Raw genomic sequence first — 18,070 nt, 5'->3', positions numbered from 1 at the left:
TGAACTGGTCGAGATCGACGTAGCAGACGCCATAGCCGCCCGACGCCCCCGTGGAGCTGGCTCACCCCGATCGAAGAACTGGGCTCGGTTGGCCAGGCCGGTCAGAGAGGGTCGTGGTGGGCAGAAGCGCAACTGCGCCAGCGAGTCGACGCTCCAAGCCACCATCGCTTGTTTTCGGGACGCCGGGCCAAGGCCCGGCGTGGATCTTCCATGGCCTCTTCGACCGGGCACTGGACGATGAGGGCAGGCAGTTCGGGCGGGGTCCGGCACCGGCACCACGACCACTACGCCGGCTCCGAGGCGCTCAGCCATCGTGCGCTGCGGCTCGGGCAAGACGCCAGGCACGGCCCATGCCGGTTTGCCGGTGATGATCGCCCGAGTCCACGGGTCGGCCTGGGGCATCGCTTCAGCCACACCCAACCCGGGATCTGGTATCGAGGTCGTCTCATGTCCTGGGTTGGAGCCCATGACCGGGAACCGATGCAGTTCGTCGCCCCAGGGCCAGACGAGCTCCGCGGTCAGAGGCCCCACAATCTGGCGGGATCCGTCGACCCCGAACGTGACGCCCATCGCCCCGTCGGTGCTGCTCGAGAGCCCCCGGGCGAACCCATCCACCGCCTTTGGGAAGTCGGATCCCGACGCCAACCCGCTACAGAACCGCCAGTGGGTGTCTTCCATCTGGTGGTCCCTGATCGTCACCGCCAGCACCGAGCCTGGGCCTTCGGGAGGGTCGGGCAGGTCCATCTGGCGAGGGTTCAGCTCCATGGGTCGCCACTCGCCGGCCGCGGTGCGGATTCGCATGAGGCCAGGGCCGGCCGAGCTCCCGCGCTTTCTTTCGGCACCGGTCGTGCCGCCGGCGCCACCCGTGACAGGTCGTCGGGATGAACGAAGTCCAGGGCAGCGCCCGCCAATCCCGGGCCAGGTGTGTAACTGCAGGTCCATGGCGCATCAGTTCGAGTAGGAGATGGTCGGATCCGAACGGAAGACGACCGTCGCCCGATTCCCTGCTCGACGAGGGCGTCCAACCATGCGGGAACGGGCCGCGCCATCCTGTCACCGACCTCCTCCATACTCGCAACGTTAGAGCCGATGGGCTGCCGGCCCGAGCAGCGGGCGGTCAGACCGTCTCGATGTGTCGCACCGATCACCCGGAGGGCGCTGGTTTCACGCCCGGTTCTCTACGCCGAGCCACCTTCGGGCGTTGCGCGGTTGTCCCGGAAGGCTCCCGGGGTGGTGTCGGTCCAGCCTTGAAAGGCGCGCCGGAAGCTGCTGGAGTCCGAGTAGCCCAGACGCCGAGCAACCTGTTCGATCGACAGGGAGGTGCTGGTGAGCAGCCTGATGGCCTCGGCTCGCCGCGCCGAGTCGACAAGCTGGTGGAAGCTGGTGGCGCGCTCGGCCAGGCGGCGCTTGAGCGTCCGGCTCGACAGGTGAAGCTGGTCGGCCACCTCGGCAAGGCTGGGGTAGCCGTGTTCCGCGGCCTGGAGCGCAGCCCGCACCTGGCCCACCACGTCATCTGAGATCCCCAGCTCGTCGACCTCGCGGCGGATCTGTTCCTCCACCATCTTGGCGTTGGCAGGATCAGCGGTCTCAGACCGACGGTCCAGCAGGGCCGCATCGAAGCGAACCTCGTTTGCTCCCTGGTCGAAACGCACGGTCGGCAGGCGGTCCTTGAACCGCTGGTAGTAGGACGGCTCGGGGTAGTCGAACCACAGCTCGACGTCGTCGAGGCCCAAGTGGTACTGGGTCACCGATCCGCCTATGCGAGCCACCTTCACCAGAAAGAGGTCGAACAGGACCTGTCGAAGGTCTCCCAACGGGACCGTCTCGACCACCGACACCACAGCCACGTCGTCGTCCACCCGTAGTTCTGCCGACAGCACCGGGACCCGCAGTTGGAGATAGTCGGTACCGAACCGGATCGCCTCTCGAAACGTCGGAGATGTGAGCATGCCGAACCCCATGAGACCGTGGGACATGAGGCTGCTGCTCAGGCCGATCTCATAGCCGATACCGGGCTCACCGGTGAGGGCCATGGCCCGCTCCAACATGGCGGCGATGTCTATGACCGAAACGCGGGCGCTGGGATCGTCGAGCCGCTGGGCTGAGATGCCGGCCGCATCTAGGAGCTGATCGGCCTTGACGCCGTGAACAGCGGCCGCGTCCAGCAACATCACCGCGTAGCTCGCGGGCACCATCGGGCGGTCCAGATCTTCGATTCGCATCGTCTAGACGCCTCAGTCCTTTGCTGGCCCCCCGATGACCCCGGACGTGGCCCGCTGCGCACTGGCACTAGGCCGCCCCTCCACAGATAGTTAGCACACCAGCCCGTCGCGTGACCTGCGACACGTGCACTCCAGAAGGGGATGACCTTGACCAAGCACCAGGTGCCGGCAACCGAGGGCGGCAGCGACCGTCGAAGCTTCCTACGAGCCGTCGGAGGAGCCGCTGCGGTGGCGTCTCTGGGCGGGTTCGGGAGCCTGGCGTTGGGGGCTGCCCCCGCAGCGGCGGCCTCGAACGGGTTCGGTCTGACCATCACCGATCACGCCGTGTTCGGTGGACGGATGAACTACTACCGCTTCGCCACCAACCAGATCGGCTGGCAGCCGGCCGTGAACGTGCTGCTCCTCGACGACTACTACCGATGAGCTGGCGCCGGTACCCGGTGATTACCTGTTCCACGGCGGTTCCGGCGACTTGTTCCTTCGATATGAACGACGACATCTACGGCTCATCGCCGGCAAGCGCCTGATCTGGTAATGCCCGATGGCGGTAAGGCCGGCTGGTACTCGAACCCGGTCCTCTCCTTGGCTGGCCCCCGCAACTGGGAGTCCTTCCACATCAACCAGCTCATCCCCTGGATCGACGCCAACTTCCGCACCTACGCCGAGTACAACGGGCGCGCCGTATCTGGGTTCTCGATGGGCGGTTTCGGGGCCCTCAAGTACGCCGCCAAGTACTACGGCCACTTCGCGTCGGTGAGCAGCCATTCAGGACCGGCCAGCCTGGTGCCGGGACGGCGGGTGGTGGTCCACTGGGCCAACACCAGCTCGGCTGCAGTGGAGCTGGCCGGAGGCACGATCTGGCGCCCGTTTGAACGAGGCCCGGTCACTGCCGACAACCTGTGCCAACGGGTACCGAGCTACGACAACAAGCGGGTGTTCAGCGGTCTGCGGGCTCGGTGAGGACGTGAACGAGACACCGGTGCGGGCTGGCCAGCGTGAGTTCCGGGTCTGCTCCACCAGGCCGGCATACCTCACGAGTGCATGAGTTTCCCGGGAACGCACTTCGTGCGCCGCGAGATGCCCAGCGAGAGAGCCGACGGAGTGATCGCCCGCCTACGGAAGGCTTGAGCTCACCAGGGTCGAACTTGGGTGCGGGCCCCGTACCGACGGACGCTCCGTTGTGCCGATCGAGCTACTGGCGGGCGCGGAGCAGGTCGCGGATCTCGGTCAACAGCACCGCTTCTGGGGTCGGTTCGTCGGCTTCGACTTTCCTTGGCTCCGACGGGCAGCCAACACCTGCATCGGCTTCACGATCAGGAAGAACACCACCGCTGCGATCAGCACGAAGCTGATCACCGGATCGATCACGATGCCGTAGCTGAAGGTGCCGCTATTGAGGGTGAAGGGCCATGTCGCCAGTCGGTGCTCACGATCATGCCGGACCAGCGGCGTCAAGATGCCTCTTGGACAGGGCCTTGACGATGGCTGAACGCACCGCCGATGACCACCGCCACTGCCGGATCCACGACGTTGCCCCGCGAGAACTCTTTGAATTCTTGATCACAATGAGACCTTCTAATCAGAAAACTCCGCCCTGAGCGTCGATGGGACCGTGGGTACGCCACGCTCAGATCGCACAGGCGATCACGAGCGTAGCTGATCGCCCGCCGACGAAGATTGATGTCTCCCGCATCGGTTCAGCAGTGGCAGGGTAACGGGTCCCCGGTACCAAGCCTGGAAGTTGGGCCGCTGGATGAGGGGAGGTTGATCTGGTGGATGCGAGCCGCCTCGGTGGGACCGGGTCACGCCGTCCACGTTCTGGGGAGGACGAGGCCATCGACTTCTGCGTGGTCGCATCGCGGATGCTGATCCCCAATCGGGGGGTGGTCGACATCAGCGTGTATCGTGGTGCACGTGACCCGGACGAACATCGAGCTCGATGATGAGCTGGTCGAGTTGGCGATGCGCCGCTACCGCTTGACCTGGCGAGCAGCCGTCCAACTGGCGCTGGAGAAGCTGGGGTGAGCCCATGACGCGGTCGGAGGTGCTCGCCATGCAAGGCACCGGTTCGATCTGACCAACGACGGAGTCGAAGCCCTCAGCGATGCCGATCCGGCCCACGCCGGGTGAGCGGCCGGTCATCTCGTGGTCGAGGTGGTTGACGAGGCCGTGGTGGTGGATACCTCGGCGTGGATCGAGTTCCTCAAGTCCACCGGCTCGGCCGTGCATCGCCGCCTGGTCGAGGCCGTCGAATCCGAGACCACCATCGTGGTGCCAGAAGTGGTGCGCATGGAGTTGTTGATCGGCGGCACCTCAGCAGGACCTCGCCCGCCGGCTCAGGCTTGGTCCGCCTGGTTGTGGGGCCGCAGAGGCGTTGGAGGTTGGCGACGATGGTGGGGCCGCCGGGCGTAAGGCCGATGTGGTCGTATTGAGGAAGGTCCGGGCCCGACAACCGAAGATGACTGCACTCTGGGTTGAGCCTGCCGATGACCCAGTTTCGGGCGTTTGGGTCGGGGTGCGGCGGCGTGGGTTGGCATCGATTGGTCGGCGGTTGCGTCGACCAGCAGCAACGAAACGAACGCCTGAGGCAAGAGTCGGGCTACGACGTGGTCGTTGATGGGGGTGCCGTCGGTCAGGGGTGGTGGCGTCTCCTGAACGTGGATCACCACCTCGACGTCGACGTTGCTGCCGCCGTTGGTAGTGATCCTCGGCCAGTGGGTCGGCGTTGTTGGGGCAGTGACGCGCCTGCGGGCGCGGCGGACCGGGTGACGCGGGCGTTCATCACCGTACACGGCTCCGGCGGTTGCGGGGGCGAGACGGGCGGTATGGTCACCATCCCTGGTCCTGGCTGGTACGCCGGGACACGCTTCTGTTCTTCGTGCCGACGGCGGGGATGGTCCCGGGGTTCGTTGCGTTGGGACCACGCCGCGATCGCAGCCCCTGGAGCCGCCCAGCCGGGTTGGGACCGCCAGATGCAACAGACGTCAACGTTGGATTCGGCGAGGTGAGGGACCAGCACCCTGGCTTTGGGCGTAAGAGACATCACCATTAGCCATCGCCTCAGCCAACGCCGGGTAGGTGCGTAGGGGCTCGGGCCACCTGGACCTGGGTGGGCCGTGCACACCTCGATGTCACACACCTCGGCCAGCCACGCCGCACACGAAGGCACCCCAACGGGCCCACAACCCTCGGGCATCGAGCTCACCCACCAACACCAACAGTTCTGAAGGTGCCCGCCGACAACCGCCCAGCCAGATCGATGAGATCGGCCTCCAACCGCTCTGCTGGCACATCGGCCAGCTTCGGTGGTGAACCGTTGGTCGTGTTGTTCTCCGTGTTAGCTACGCCATGCTCGGTCGAGCTCCGCTCGACCAGCGTAAGAAGGCGGAGTGACAACGAAGCCACGAGCGAACCCGGAAACGAAGCTGACAGCGAAGCCGGCTCGAACCCCTGGCCGAGCCACCTCCGTGCCTCCGCCCACGCTGGCGCTTCCGCGGGCGTTGCGTTCAGGTCCGCCAATATCGGTGACGAAGGCGCCGACGCCGGACTCGGTGCGGGCTACCGCGGTGACCGATTCCGGGGTGGGGGCTGCATCGTGCCGACATCCTCGACGACTTCCGGTACTGCAGTCTCGAGCCCTACCCGGCTGCCCAGGGGTTGGTGATGGAATTGATCAACGTCGGAACCGGCACCGCCCGGGCGTGGCGGGACGCCCGGGAGCGACCTCGCATCGCCCCTGAGGTGCTCGACCACTGGGATGACCTGGTCGAACTGGTGGGCCACGACCGCGCCATCTAGACGTCGGCTTGGACGTTGGGGGGGTTGAAGGGTGACCGAGCGGGTCGTGGATCGCCCATCTGGAACTGTGAGCGGTGAGCGTGAAGGTGTGGGCACTCGAGCAATTGAAGGGCAGGGATGCCGCCAAGATGGCCGAGTACTGCCGTTGTAGACCCCGGGTCCGTCGATGGAGATCGTGACCTTCACGGTGTTCTGTGTGGTCCACGCGGCCGTGAACTCCTGGAAGTCTCCATTGTGACAGTCGATCGAATCCGGTGTGGTGAAGCTGGTGATCACCGGCGCAGGAGCCGCGACGGTGGTCGGCGACTGAGCGGCACCCGAACCACCGTCGGTGCTGCCTGATCCGCCGCCGGTGGTGTCCGTCGACACCTGGGCCTGGCCCCATCGACTGAACCGACCTGTGGTGCAGCGACAGAGGCCTCCTCCCCGTCGGCCCCGACCATTGCACCCAGCGATGCGACAACGGTCGAGCTGGGCGCCGTCACCACGGCCGAAGCAGGCACCTTTGCTGCAGCCACCTTCGCCTGGTCGCCACCGGTCGAACACCTGATGAGCACGATCGGAACTCCGAAGGCCAGCCGAGGGCACACAAGCGACGAGAGGACCGGGGATCTACCGGCCATGTCTGCACGGGAGGTACGGGAGGTGAGATCTGGGGTGGTGGTGGCTGGCGGTGTCACCCGGACGGCGGGCTGGACGTCTGCCCGTTCTGTTGGGCGTCCTGACCGCCAGGTCGGATTTCCAGGAGGTGCGCCGGCAGGCGGACCGACCCACAAGTACGGCATGGCCAAACCGACGCGAAGCCTTGGTCTGATCACCCCTCACAGCGACGACGACTGGACCTATCCGCCGCTGCCTCCACCGAGCTCAATTTTCGGCCGGCCGGACCGCTCAGCTGTGGCGCTCGTACAGCGCGGCCAGAGCGATGGCGGCCGCGGTTGCGACGTTGACCGAATCGGTGCCCTCGGTCATCGGGATCCGGATCCGATGCGTGGCGGCGGTCATCGCCGCCACGCTCAATCCTGGGCCCTCGGCCCCGACCAGCACCGCAAAGCGATCCGCACCCTGCTCGACAACGTTCCTGAGGGGAACAGCGTCGGGTGACGGCGTGAGGGCCAGAAGTTCGAAGCCATCGGCCGCCAGGTCGGCCAGAACCGTCGGCCATGCCTCCCTGTCGACCCGAGCGAAGGGCACACGCAGCACGTGGCCCAAGGAGACTCGAGTGCTTCGACGGTAGAGCGGGTCTGCCGTGGTCGGGTCGAGGATCACGGCATCGACCCCGAAGGCCGACGCGTTGCGGAACAGAGCCCCTAGGTTCGTAGTCGTTCACCCCTTCGACGATCAGGACCCGCCGTGCGTCGGCCACCACCTCCTCCACCGTCGCCGGCGTGGGTCGCGGGGCCACGCCCACCACACCCCGATGGAAATGCACCCCGGTCACGTACTCCAGAGCCGACTCGGCGATGGCATAGACGGGGACGTCCTGGCCCACGATGGAAACGGCCCGGTCCGCGTGCTGTGCCGCCACCAGCGCGGACCGGATGAGATAAGGCGACTCGGCGAGGGCCTCCAGCGACAGCCAACCCTCCACCGTGAAGATCCCGGCGTTTCGTTCAACGCGCGCCCGCACGTTCGGTTCGCGCAGGTGCCGATAGTCGGCCAACCTCGGGTCGTCCAGATCGTCCACCATCACCACAGCCATCACGCCGAGCCTTCCAGGCCCGACAGTGCCGAGCAGAACCCGGTTCCAGACCCAACCGTTCTGGCTGTCATTCTGATCGGATGGCCGACGACGATCTGACCTGCGCTTGCGCGATGCGACGGCGTTGCTCGAGTCAGTCGCCGGGGATCGCACCATGCTCGACGTCCTCACCGCCGAGGAACGGGCCCGCCTGGTGAACGCAGCCGGCGACGTGTTCTGCCCAGACGTGGAACAGCGTCGGACGTGGGCCAAGGCCTGACGGCGCCAGGCCTGGGCCGACAAGGTTGACCGCGAGGAGGGAAGTGCTGTCCCAGACCGGGATCAGAGCTCTGCGGGCCAAGCCGGTCTTCACCACCCCCAATGTGTTCCCGCCCGAGAATGTGATCACAACCGGTGATGGCGACCCCGATGAAGCACCTGGACATCTCGGGATCAGTTCCGGTGGTCCCCGCCGATCAGGTGGAACGGCCGAGCGTCACTGCTATGTGTGCAAGACCCACTACAGCCAGATCCACCACTTCTACGATCAGTTGTGCCCGAGCTGCGCGGAGTTCAATGAGTTCAAGCGGACCGAGTCCGCCGACCTGTCGGGTCGGGTGGCTCTGCTCACCGGCGGAAGGGTGAAGATCGGCTACCAGGCGGGTATCAAGCTCCTGCGCGCCGGGGCCGAGGTGGTGGTGACCACTCGCTTTCCACGTGATGCCGCGCTCCGTTACGCAGCCGAATCGGACTTCGACCAGTGGGGAGACCGCCTCACGATCCACGGACTCGACCTTCGTCATACCCCCAGCGTGGAGGCGTTGTGCCACCACCTGACCACCACCCACGGGCGGCTCGACTACCTCGTCAACAACGCCTGCCAGACGGTCCGCCGACCACCGGAGTTCTATCGCCACATGATGGAACTGGAGTCCGGTCCCCTGTCGAACATCCCGGGCCCGGCTCGTGGCCTTCTCGGCAGCTTCGATGGGGTTCGCCGGCCCGAGATGCTCACCGTTGCGAGCGTCGGACCCGCCGCGGTCGAACGTCTCGATGAGGCGATCATGACCGCGGCGGAGATGAGCCAGGCCGTCCTCCTGGCCGAGGACGCCGAGCCAATGCCTCATCTCTTTCCCGACGGCCGACTGGATCAGGACCGCCAGCAGGTCGACCTTCGGGGGCGGAACTCGTGGCGTCTTACCCTGGCCGAAGTGTCGTCGGTTGAGCTACTCGAGACTCAACTGGTGAACGCGGTGGCTCCGTTCGTCCTCAACGCTCGTCTCAAGGCGCTTATGTTGCGAACGCCGGAGCGGGACAAACACATCGTGAACGTGTCGGCGGTGGAGGGGCAGTTCTACCGCCGCATGAAGACGACCCGGCACCCCCACCAACATGGCCAAGGCGGCGCTCAACATGATGACCCGAACCTCGGCCGCTGACTACCAGGCCGATGGCATCCACATGAACAGTGTGGACACTGGCTGGGTGAGCGATGAGGATCCCGCCGACATCGCCGAACGGAAGACCTCCGAGCACCGGTTCCACCCACCTCTGGACATCGTCGACGGGGCGGCACGAATCGTCGATCCGATCATCGACGGAGCCAACACCGGCGTTCACGTCTGGGGTCAGTTCCTGAAGGATTACGCACCCACCGACTGGTGATCCGGCCAAGGTCACCCCGATCGACAACGTTGGGAGGTTCGGCCAAAGAGAGGCCTTGGGAGAATCGTCGCCCGGCCGCACAGCGAGCCATCTACGCTTTGGTCCATGTCTGTGACGGCAACCGAGGCACGTGACCGTCTCATCGAAGCGGCCGAACAGGGCCACCTCGACGACGAACTCGCCGCACTGGGAGTCGACCTACTGGGAATCTTCGGCAGCACCGCTGCTCGCGAGTCTGCACAGGTGCCAGACACCGAACCTCACGACCTCGACGTCGCCGCCCGATTCAACGGCCCGGTCCGACTTCTCGAACTGATCGACCTGCTCGTTCGCACCACCGGATTCGATCGGGTCGACGTCGCTGTCGTCGACGGCAACCACCCCGTCCTCGACGCCGAAGCACTCTGTGGCATCCCGCTCTACGAACACGCCCCCGGGGCGTTCGCCGAAGCCCAGATGGCGGCGTTGTCACACCGTCGCGACACCGCCTTTCTGCGACGACTCGACTTGGAAGCCCTGGCCGGGTGACACCCGCTCACCTCGACCACGACACGGTCCAACGCCGGCTCCGGCTACTGCGCGACTCACTCGATCGGCTCACCTCCCTAGAGCACACCAGCGCGCAAGACCTCGACGCTGACTCCCTGCTGCGAGCCGCAGCGGAGCGCCTTCTCCAGGTGATCGTTGACCTCGCCGTCGACGTCAACGGGCACGTCGTCGTGGCCTTGAGGGGGAAGGCCCCGAGACCGGACGAAGCTCCTTCACCGACCTGGCCGACTGCGGGGTCGTCCCTGGCGAATTGGCCGAGAGGCTCGCTCCTTCAGCTGGCATGCGCAACGTGTTGGTGCACCAATACGTCGACATCCGTACCGATCTGGTTGCCGCGGCGGTCGGCCTGGCCCTACAGACCTACCCGGCCTACGTCGAGGCGGTTGCCACCTACCTGTCCACCCATCGCTGACCACCGGTGACCTACGTGCGGGCCACATCCGCAGGCTGCTGCCTCGTTTCGAGTGTCCTTGTGGACGTGGTGCGGACCTGGGCGACGTCCGTCGAGGGTCACCAGTTCGGCCGAGCGGGCTTGACCAGCGGGCCGCCGCCGTCCTTGTGGCAATGGGCTATTCCCTATATTGTCCTAGGGTATGTCGACTGCATCGACCTCCGCTCTTTTGGCGTCCCTGCCGTCGAGACCGGGTGACCTCATCCGCGAGCGCCGCATGGAGCTCGGTCTGACGCAGGCGGAGCTGAGCGAGCTGGCTGGGATCGCAGGGCGACATCAGCAAGATCGAGAACGGCCACCTCGACGCACGCTGGTCCACGGTCAAACGGCTGTCAGATGCGCTGGAGTCGGTTCGGGAGCCCAAGGCGAGCTTGGCCAACGGCGGCTACCGGCGCACCAAGCAAACGTCGGCTGGCGATCGTTGGCAGCCAAGCGGCAAGGCGAAGCACACGGTCACGCGTTCCAAGTGATCCTCCGGCAGGCGCGAGCCGAGGACTCGCCAGCGTTCGAGGCGTTCGACCTCGGTGACACCTCCGAACCATTTCTTGGCGAGGTCGCTGAGATCGTGGACGGCCTGTGGGGCTGGGTCAGCGATCCGACCGCATCCGAGCATGATCGGGTCGTCCTTGTCGCCGAGGAAGAAGGCGAGCTCGTCGGTGTCATCGCCCACCACCTGCTCGTAGACGAGATCGGCGACGTGATCGACGGCCACCGCTACCTCATGGTCACGGCAATCCAACGCCGGTACCAGCGCAGCGGGTACGCCACGGCGGTTGTAGAGGCTGTGCTCGACGACCTCCGCGGCAGCGGCGTGCGAACCGTGGATTGGCTCGTCCACCCGAGGAACTAGGCCTCGATCGCGTTCAGCTTCCGCACGTTCCCGATGGCCGACGAGTCCAGTCCTCCAGAGGACCAGCCTTACGTGCGCTTCCTGCTGTCCCTGTAGCGCAGAGGGCCTGCGGCCCGGGCGTACCATCGCCCAGGTAGTCCTTAGGTCGAAGGGGAGAGGGTGTCTGTCAGCCAGAGAGGGGCCGAAGACCTCAAGCTCAACTACTACGGGCGAGAACTCGACCACCAACTCCACGACGAACGCTCCGGCCCAGCCTCGTGAAGTCCTGACCCCTGTCAGCCGAGGGACTCAATCGACGTGTGTGCCCTTGGAACAACCCTGCTTGGCCAGACGCCAGCCTCAAAGGGCTGAGACCTGTCACGTAGCCGGAAGCCCTACGCCTCCGCCCTACACGTGTCATTTCTCGGATTTTGTCCGCGCCAATGTGGACGTAGCGTGGACAACGGCAAGGCGAAAACGACGTCAGCCGCCCCCGTGGAGCGGCTGACCTGGCCTTTCTGTGGTGGGCGTAACAGGATTCGAACCTGTGACCTCTGCCGTGTGAAGGCACTACTCATACATCCAACCGCCCTTCGATGACCTGCCGTTATGACCTATGACCTGCGGAAACGCCTGATTCCGGGCTCTCGCAGCTTCCCGAGATTACCCTCGATTTCCGGCCCTCACGGGACTCAAAAGGGACGCGATCGGGACGCGATGTGCCCCTTCCGTTGAGGTACACGATGTCTTGGCTGGTGGCTGCGATCCGATGGGCTCGGCTAGCGCTGAGTTGGCGACCTCAATCTGACTCGTCGACCTCGGAGGAGTTCCAAGCTCGGCGTGATGGCATGGGATCTCCGGTTCCGGCAGCGGTAGGGTCACCGTAGGATTGTGGTCGTGGCAGTTGACCTCCCGGATGATCCCTTGCGTCGCCTGAGGGGTGAGGCTGCCCGGCGGGGCGTGGCGCTCGATGAGTTTGAAGTCGATGTCGAAGGACTTCTCGGAGCGAAGACGAGCGGTCAGGCTGAGGGTCTTCGGAGACTCACCGGTAGCGCTCCAGGCATAAGTGAGGTCTACAGCAGGGCTGAGGACTGGCCGGAGTGATCACAGCCGCTGCCAGCCGCCGCCACGGATGGCGGACCTGAGGAGAGGAGCCCTGGCAGCGCCTCGCTTGTGACTCGGCCGCCCGCCTTGCTCGATCGCTGTTGAGATCATCGAGAGCTTGGGAACTCTTGTTCGGCAGCGAGGTCCTTTGCCTTTGCAATCTCATCTGCGCAGTAGAGCACGGCGGCGCTCGCTTGATACATAGCCCACAAGACAGATTCTAGAAGTTCGAGGGGAATCTTATCGGTTGAAAAGGGAAATCGAGCGGCGATGATATCGTCATCAACCCTGAAAGTGCTGCCAACAAAGGTGGGGGAAAAGTGCACCCACTTTGAGGTTTTGTCGTACACGAGCCTTAACCAAGGGAAGTGGCGTTCAGCGTGTTCCTGAAGACGGGAATCTGTGAGCTTGTATCGCTTTCCAGGAGGGCCGAGCGGATCTGTGACCTTGGAGAGTCGCTCACCGTCAAGCATTGCATCGACCAATCCTGCCGAAGCTGGGGCATCAATGATGATGACCAGTCGCATGACGTTATCGAGCTGCATGCGTACGACGGGTGCAGCGACTGTTAGGTTCCACGTTGGATATGCTTCACAAAACCCTTGGATAAGGTCCAAAGACCGATTGAGAATGCTAAGGGTTAGAATCCCACTACTGCCCCGGGGCGCAAGGAGCTTTTTGACCATATCGAAATGATCGTCCTGCAGCTCGACAAGATTGCTTAGTTGGTCTGAGAGTTCGGGATATCGTTCTGTGACAAGTGGTTCCTCTTGTCGGTATTTCTTATAGAGAGACACGATTCTCCTCTAGCCCAGTACGGGAACTCGCTTCGTTCTTTTGTCGTTAGCTTGCTGCGACCTCCACCACGGTGTCGTAGAGGCCGTAGTGACGGAGGCCCTCGTGGGACTCGATGCCGGTGTAGGACAGCGAGGCGTCCTCGTAGCGGCGGAAGGCGAACACGGCCTGGTTCATGTGCGTTGCGTTGAACACGCCGATCGACACCAACAGGTTGAAGTCTTCGACGGTAAGGCCGGTCACCTTCTTGAACAGGCCCGGTTCGAGCTTGGTGATGACGTCTTGGAGGGTGTTCTCGCGGTAGTCGGTGAGGTACATGAAGGCCGGAATCCGGGTGGCGAACTTGATGAGCTTCTCCTGGATCTGCTTGCGCTTGCTCTTGTACTCCTTCTCCTCCTCGGTCAGCTCCTTCTTCTCCTTCGAGGAGAGGCCATCACCCTTCTCCTTTTTGGTGTCTTTCACCTTCTCCGACTTGTTCACGACCGTCTCGAAGATGTCAGAGCCAAGCGCCCGGAACCCTTCGATGTTCATGACGGCGGCCATGGCCTTCTCGTTCGCCATGATCTTGCTGAGTGTGAGGTTGTCGACGTTCACCAGGATGGCCGACTCCCACTTGCGGGCCAGCAGTGTCGCCGAGGTGCCAGACATGGCGATATCGAGGATCGCTCCAGCATCGATCTGGGTCATGTGTGACCCGTCGTAGGCGAGCACCGGCAGGAACTTCACCAACTCCTCGACGGCCTTCTCGGGGTTGGCGATCTCTGGAGCGAGGCCAGCGCCGTATTCGGCGATCTGGCGGAGGGCACGGGTCGGGGCGAAGTCGAACACGAACGCCACTGGCTTCACGACCTCTTCTTCGTGAGGGTTGTCGCCGTTCGGGTTCTTGATCGACCACGGTGACTGCACCCGAAACGCCGCCTGGAAGTAGGTCTCTGGCGACTTCAGGTTCCGCAACATGAGGATCGACGACCACTGCTTGACGGTGACGCCGGTGGTGAGCTTCCCGCACGACAGGGTGATCGTCTTCGTGTCGAAGCCTCCGCCGATGGCTTTGCGGACCGGGGGCAACGCTGCGAGCCCGATGCCTGCTTTGGTGCCGGCGGCGGTGACGACTTCGTACTGGCCCCAGTGGGGCTGGTTGTGTTTCTCGGCCAGCAGGTTCGCCATCGCATCACACGCTGCCACCGTCGGCAGGAACCAGAACGAGTGCTGAACATATGGCAGGAGGCGGACGTCGGAGTACGGGAACGGCGGGCGGGACCCCATCTTCATGGCGTCGATCTGGGTGGGCAGATGAGCGCCACGGATGATGTCGAGCCACTTCTGGACATCGCCCTTGTATTCGAAGGCGGCGGCCTTGCCTTCACCGGTGGCTTTGAAGAAGGCGTTGAGGTCGAACTCGTCGAACTCGCCGCCGTGAGCGACCGAGATCAGCTCGTCGGGCATCTGGTAGGTGAACAGCCGCATCTCCGGCAGCGCCCCGTACGGATTCCATTCGTCAGGGTGCTCAGCGGTGAATGCCGCCTTTGCCCGTTGCTCGTCGGTGTAGGTCCAGTTGAAGATCTGTTCCTCGATGAACTCACCGGTTGCGAGAGCCTTGAAGGGGGTGCCCGACAGGTACAGGTACGCCCTGGTCGTGATCGGCAGGAAGTCCGCTTCGTCGCCGGAAAGCTCTTCGAGACCTTCGTCGAAGTCGTCGAGAACGCCGGCGTACTCGGCCTCAATCTCCTTCTTGGCGTCAGCAGCATCCTCGCCTTCGAAGAGCTCTTTCGCTGACTCCCGCCAGGCCCCGAAGTGGTACTCGTCGAAGATGACCAGATCCCAGTTCGTGGTGTGCAGCCACTCGTTCTTGGCCTTGATCTGGCCATCCTTCTTGCCGAGCAGATCCTGGAATGACCCGAAGTACACGAGCGGCCGCTTCTTGTCGGCCTTCGACGGGTCGCCACCGTTGCTCTTCGACAGGTACTGCCAGCCGTCGAAGTCAGCGTGCGATTCGAGGTCGGTCTGCCAGGCATCCTCGACCGCCGGCTTGAACGTCACCACCAGGGTCCGCTTGGCCCCGAGCTTCTTCGCCAACTGGTAGGCGGCGAACGTCTTGCCGAACCGCATCTTGGCGTTCCACAAGAACCGTGGAACCGCCTTGTCGTCCTCGGCCCAGATCGAGCGGTAGTAGTCGGCGGTCTTGTCGACCGCAGCCGCCTGCTCCGCCCGCATCGGGAACGTCAGATGATGAGTCCCCGTCAGCGCTACCCCGGTACGAAGCTCAGTGATCGCCGTCGCCACATCCGCGACCGTGCAACGCATCCACTCCAACTCGGTGTTCTCAAAGCCCTTGGCCTTGAGCCGGGAACGCACATCGTGATCGCTGAACAGCGACCCATCCTCGGTTTCGGCTGATTCGTCGAGCACGATCTTGAAGTTCTTGATCGCTGCCGTCTTCAACTGCTGGGCAACCCGTGCCTTCACTTCCTGGGTCGTCTGCCCAACCTTCAGCAGCCCAGCATGAGCCGGATCGTCAATCGAGTAGGCGTAGATACGAAGCCGAGCTTCGGGCTTGGCTGGAAGCAGTTCGTCGGTAGACCTAAGCATCAGCCAACTCCATCGGGCGAACGATCGACTCGATGAAGGTGATCTCGTCTTCGTCGATTCCGTACTTGGCGTACAGCTCCTCATCGGTCCAAATGCGATCCCAAGTTTGCGCTGGCACCGACCGGTACACCCTGCGAGTTGTGTCCTGCGATGGCTTGCGAAGAAGGATCAGGACCCTCGTCAATCGGCATGACAGATAGGACAGGACACTTCTTGCTTCCGCTTCGCTTTCAAGCGGACCGATACACAGATATGTCTCCGTCGAAACAGTTCCAGGCCCGCCTATGAATGGGGTAGGCAGAATGCGGTGCGGGTATGTGTCCTTGTTCCCGGTACCTGGAGCCGCCCTCCCAATGTAAACCTTCCAGTGGTCAATGAGGCTCGTCCCGGCAGTCACATCCTTTCGTGCCACAAAGCCCGTGCCGCCATTCTGGTAGATCAGTAGATCGTCTTCCGCTGGCTGCCTTACCTTGAAAGAAGGTGCGAAAGCCGAACGGCTTCGCTGAACTCACCAGGTCATAGAAGCAACGACCATCCGGAATGGAGATTGAGCCAGGCTCTCCGCCCTCAGCGTCCACCACCTTCGCAGGATCGACAGTCCTTGGTTGAAGCGGATGAAGACGTCGGCTCCTGGTTCGAGCAGGCCGGCGGCCACCGACGGCTCCCAGTCCTTGAAGTCGAGTGGTGACCCGGCAGTGGCCGGGGTTGTCTCGATCCCACAGGAAATAGCACACGCCACCCTTCAAGCCGACTCTGCGGGAAGACGTCGGAGGCCGTCAGGAAGTCGTCGATCGAGCGCAGCCGGTTGTCTGTGAGCATGGCCTCGCGAAAGTCGTCGAGGCCCTTGCCGCCAGCGAACCAACGAGACGGAATGACCATCGTCAGGAGTCGGCGTTCAAGCAGCTTCGCCTGCTCAACGAACCGTTGGTAGATCGGAGCCGCGCTCGTCCAGAATCCACCGTCGTCCAACTGGTAAGGCGGGTTGCCGATGATTACGTCGAACTGCATGTCGTCTCCGAACAGCTCGGCGACCCGAGCCTTGATGTCGTCGGTGTGAATGAAGGCGTATGCGTGTGACTCCAGGTCGTCGCCCCGGTCGAGGGTGCCTTGCGGCGTTCCACAGAACTTGCACTTGCTGCCCTGTCGACCCGCCTTACCTGTTTGCCGGTCTTGTCGGCGGTGAGCACCTTGCTGCCGCCGGTCCAGGAGTGTTCGGTTCGGTCGAACCAGATGTTGCCGTCGGGCGCGTCGAACGACTTGGCGATCGAGTGCTTGCTGTCCGCCCACTTGGAGCAGTACAGGCTTCGGCGGGCCAGCAGGGCCGTGAGCTCGGTGATGCCGATGCCGTATACCTGCTTGGTGAGGATGTGGTCGACCCGGTCGTGAAGATCAGGGATCTCGGCGGCTAGCCCGTCCACCAGACGCTTCGTGATCTCACGCAAGAAGACGCCGGACTTCGTGAACGGATCCAGGAACGTCACGGTGGAGTTCTCCCAGATACTGGCCCCGTCGTGGCTGGCGGACCATGCCTCAGCCAGCGTGTCGAGCATCTGGTTGGCGAACTCCGGTGGGGTGAACACCTCGTCGTTTGAGAGGTTGGCGATGCAGGTCAACACATCCGGGTTGCGGCCTGCGAAAGCTACGGGTGCCTGTGCGGGCGCTTCGGTGTCGGTCTTGGTCATCGAGCGATCTCCCCCACGGTCATCACTGGATAGGTCTTGGTTGGCACGAAGATCTCGTGCTTGGCGATATCGGCACCGCCGAACAGAGAATCCTCTTCGAAGGACGACATCTGGGCGAGCACGTCGAAACGGAAGTCTCGGCGCTGGAACCACCCCTTGCCCACGTAGCCCCACTCGGGGAACACGATCGCTGTGCCGTCGGTGGTGGTCATCGCCAGAGCGTCACCTTGAACGATGTTGACGGCAACCACAGCCACGGCGGCGTTGTGCCAGCGGTCGTGCTCGTTCTCGCCGTCGGTGGCGATGAACTCATCGAAGGTGTCGACCAGTCGTTGACGGCACTCTGCGGCGTTGTCGTCGAGTAGCTCGATGCCGTACACGCACATGAGCCCGAGCAGCCCCTGGTGTCGACGCTCGAAGGTGCTCTTGGCGTAGCGACCAGCCACGGTTGCGAGCTTTCGGCGCAGCACCGGGACCAAGAAGTTGCCGCTCCCGCATGCCGGCTCCAAGATCCGGGAGTCGATGCGCTCGGACTCGTCCTTGACCAGATCGAGCATGTCGTCGACGAGCCAAGCTGGCGTGAACACCTCGCCGTGGTCCGCAACCCGCTGGCGGGACTTGACGAGCTGTTCCTCTGACCCGTCGACCTCCGACGGTGTGCCGCATCCACTGGGAGACATCACCGCTGCCCATCCACACTCTGCG

General features: G+C 63.9%; 12 protein-coding genes and 5 pseudogenes. 8 read left to right on the top strand and 9 right to left on the bottom strand.

Translation table 11 applies throughout. The features are described 5' to 3' along the window. The coding region (locus IPG97_07270) for a hypothetical protein (GenBank protein ID MBK6856336.1) at positions 1–801 on the bottom strand (801 nt) is incomplete at its 3' end. Between the two features lie 377 nt (positions 802–1,178). Continuing rightward, positions 1,179–2,222, bottom strand: coding sequence for an AraC family transcriptional regulator (locus IPG97_07265; protein MBK6856335.1), 1,044 nt, complete (start codon positions 2,220–2,222; stop codon positions 1,179–1,181). A gap of 141 nt (positions 2,223–2,363) precedes the next feature. Here IPG97_07265 and IPG97_07260 point away from each other — a divergent pair. Further along, positions 2,364–3,350: pseudogene (locus IPG97_07260) on the top strand (esterase). Between the two features lie 99 nt (positions 3,351–3,449). On the opposite strand, the gene IPG97_07255 reads toward IPG97_07260, so the two are convergent. Together IPG97_07255 and IPG97_07250 are read right to left on the bottom strand one after the other, a co-directional pair. Beyond that, complete coding sequence (locus IPG97_07255; protein MBK6856334.1) at positions 3,450–3,677, bottom strand: MscL family protein; 228 nt, start codon at positions 3,675–3,677, stop codon at positions 3,450–3,452. A 32-nt stretch (positions 3,678–3,709) separates the two neighbouring features. Beyond that, positions 3,710–3,802, bottom strand: a pseudogene (locus tag IPG97_07250) (MscL family protein). 334 nt (positions 3,803–4,136) lie between these two features. Between IPG97_07250 and IPG97_07245 the strand changes: the two are divergent. Next, a pseudogene (locus IPG97_07245) lies at positions 4,137–4,352 on the top strand (type II toxin-antitoxin system VapB family antitoxin). 24 nt (positions 4,353–4,376) lie between these two features. After that, positions 4,377–4,634, top strand: a complete 258-nt coding sequence (locus IPG97_07240; GenBank protein ID MBK6856333.1) for a PIN domain-containing protein — start codon at positions 4,377–4,379, stop codon at positions 4,632–4,634. 2,277 nt (positions 4,635–6,911) lie between these two features. Here IPG97_07240 and IPG97_07235 read toward each other — a convergent pair. After that, a complete protein-coding gene (locus tag IPG97_07235) occupies positions 6,912–7,325 on the bottom strand; it encodes a hypothetical protein (protein ID MBK6856332.1) in 414 nt (137 codons plus the stop codon). Between the two features lie 551 nt (positions 7,326–7,876). Between IPG97_07235 and IPG97_07230 the strand changes: the two are divergent. The 5 genes and pseudogenes from IPG97_07230 (at position 7,877) to IPG97_07210 (ending at position 12,299) form a co-directional block, all read left to right on the top strand. Continuing rightward, a pseudogene (locus tag IPG97_07230) lies at positions 7,877–9,366 on the top strand (SDR family oxidoreductase). Between the two features lie 105 nt (positions 9,367–9,471). Then, positions 9,472–9,894, top strand: a complete 423-nt coding sequence (locus IPG97_07225) for a hypothetical protein (protein ID MBK6856331.1) — start codon at positions 9,472–9,474, stop codon at positions 9,892–9,894. 241 nt (positions 9,895–10,135) lie between these two features. Next, positions 10,136–10,327, top strand: coding sequence for a DUF86 domain-containing protein (locus tag IPG97_07220; GenBank protein ID MBK6856330.1), 192 nt, complete (start codon positions 10,136–10,138; stop codon positions 10,325–10,327). Positions 10,328–10,832: 505 nt separating this feature from the next. Continuing rightward, on the top strand, positions 10,833–11,216 hold the full coding sequence (locus IPG97_07215; protein MBK6856329.1) for a GNAT family N-acetyltransferase: 384 nt from the start codon (positions 10,833–10,835) through the stop codon (positions 11,214–11,216). Between the two features lie 876 nt (positions 11,217–12,092). Next, positions 12,093–12,299: a hypothetical protein gene (locus IPG97_07210; protein ID MBK6856328.1), complete on the top strand. Its 207-nt coding sequence runs from the start codon at positions 12,093–12,095 to the stop codon at positions 12,297–12,299. 107 nt (positions 12,300–12,406) lie between these two features. On the opposite strand, the gene IPG97_07205 is transcribed toward IPG97_07210, so the two are convergent. The 4 genes and pseudogenes from IPG97_07205 to IPG97_07190 form a co-directional block, all read right to left on the bottom strand. After that, a complete protein-coding gene (locus tag IPG97_07205; GenBank protein ID MBK6856327.1) occupies positions 12,407–13,096 on the bottom strand; it encodes a hypothetical protein in 690 nt (229 codons plus the stop codon). A gap of 46 nt (positions 13,097–13,142) precedes the next feature. Further along, complete coding sequence (locus IPG97_07200; GenBank protein MBK6856326.1) at positions 13,143–15,683, bottom strand: DEAD/DEAH box helicase family protein; 2,541 nt, start codon at positions 15,681–15,683, stop codon at positions 13,143–13,145. Next, positions 15,676–17,365 (bottom strand): annotated as a pseudogene (locus tag IPG97_07195) (Eco57I restriction-modification methylase domain-containing protein). Before IPG97_07195 ends, IPG97_07200 begins: the two are co-directional and overlap by 8 nt. After that, entirely contained in the window at positions 17,362–18,045 is a 684-nt protein-coding gene (locus IPG97_07190) for an N-6 DNA methylase (protein ID MBK6856325.1), read from the bottom strand. Before IPG97_07190 ends, IPG97_07195 begins: the two are co-directional and overlap by 4 nt. Between the last annotated feature and the right edge of the window lie 25 nt (positions 18,046–18,070).

This window comes from Microthrixaceae bacterium (assembly GCA_016702505.1).
Classification (GTDB): domain Bacteria; phylum Actinomycetota; class Acidimicrobiia; order Acidimicrobiales; family Iamiaceae; genus Aquihabitans.
This window is presented reverse-complemented; position numbering and strand designations above follow the sequence as displayed.